Source organism: Methylopila sp. Yamaguchi, from assembly GCF_002897035.1.
Classification (GTDB): Bacteria; Pseudomonadota; Alphaproteobacteria; order Rhizobiales; family Methylopilaceae; genus Methylopila.
This window is the reverse complement of record NZ_BAUX01000037.1, coordinates 1-1,167: the sequence shown is the minus strand read 5'-3', so window position 1 is coordinate 1,167 and position 1,167 is coordinate 1. Positions and strand designations below refer to the sequence as shown.

Here is a 1,167-nt window from a genome sequence, read left to right as displayed (position 1 = left end):
GGTAAGTTTGCGGCGCTTGAGGCGCGGTACGATCGTCTGAAGCAGAGCGGGGCCGATCCGTTTTCGGTGCGGTTCGACGACATTCTGTCCTCGGTCGAAGGCGTGGTGCGCGGCAAGAAGACCCTGCTGTTCGGCACCAACAACTACCTCGGGCTGACCTTCGACGAGGTCGCCATGGAGCAGTCCGCCGACGCCATCCGCCACCACGGCACCGGCACCACCGGCTCCCGCATCGCCAACGGCAGCTACAAAGTCCACGCCGAGCTCGAGCGCGAGCTCGCGGACTTCTACCGCCGCAAGCACTGCATGGTGTTCTCGACCGGCTATCAGGCCAACCTCGGCATGATCTCGACGCTCGTCGGCAAGGACGACCACCTGTTCCTCGACGCCGACAGCCACGCCTCGATCTACGACGGCTCGCGCCTCGGCCACGCGCCGGTGGTCCGCTTCCGCCACAACAACCCCGACGACCTCGCCAAGCGCCTCCGCCGCATGGACGGCCAGCCCGGCGACAAGCTGATCGTGGTCGAGGGCATCTACTCCATGCTCGGCGACACCGCCCCGCTGAAGGAGTTCGTCGACGTCAAGCGCGAGTACGGCGCCTATCTGATGGTGGACGAGGCCCACTCCATGGGCGTGCTCGGCCGCGACGGCCGCGGCCTCGCGGAGCGCGAGGGCGTCGAGGACGACGTCGACTTCGTCGTCGGCACCTTCTCGAAGAGCCTGGCCAGCGTCGGCGGCTTCTGCGTCTCGAGCCTCGAGGGCTTCGAGATCCTGCGGCTCGCCTCCCGCCCCTACATGTTCACGGCCTCGCTGCCGCCCTCGATCATGTCCTCGACGATCTCGGCGCTGAAGACGCTGCGGCGCGAGCCGGAACGCCGGACCCGGCTGACCGCGAACAGCCGCCGGTTCTACAACGGCCTGCGCTCCGCCGGCTTCAACGTCGGCCCGGAGTGCACCCCGATCGTCGCGGTCATCATCGACAACCCCGACGTCGCGGTGGCGTTCTGGAAGCGGCTGCTGGACGAGGGCATGTACCTCAACCTCGCGCTGCCGCCCGCGACGCCGAACTCGTCCGCCTTCCTGCGGTCGAGCGTCAGCGCCGCCCACGCCGACGAGCACATCGACTTCGCCATCGCCCTCATGACCCGCATCGGACGCGAATTC

Annotated in this window: 1 protein-coding gene; it reads left to right on the top strand. The window is 68.1% G+C overall.

The genetic code is table 11. The annotated features are described in order from the left end of the window. On the top strand, positions 1-1,167 hold a 1,167-nt coding region (gene spt / locus METY_RS20725), incomplete at both ends, for a serine palmitoyltransferase (RefSeq protein ID WP_103123283.1).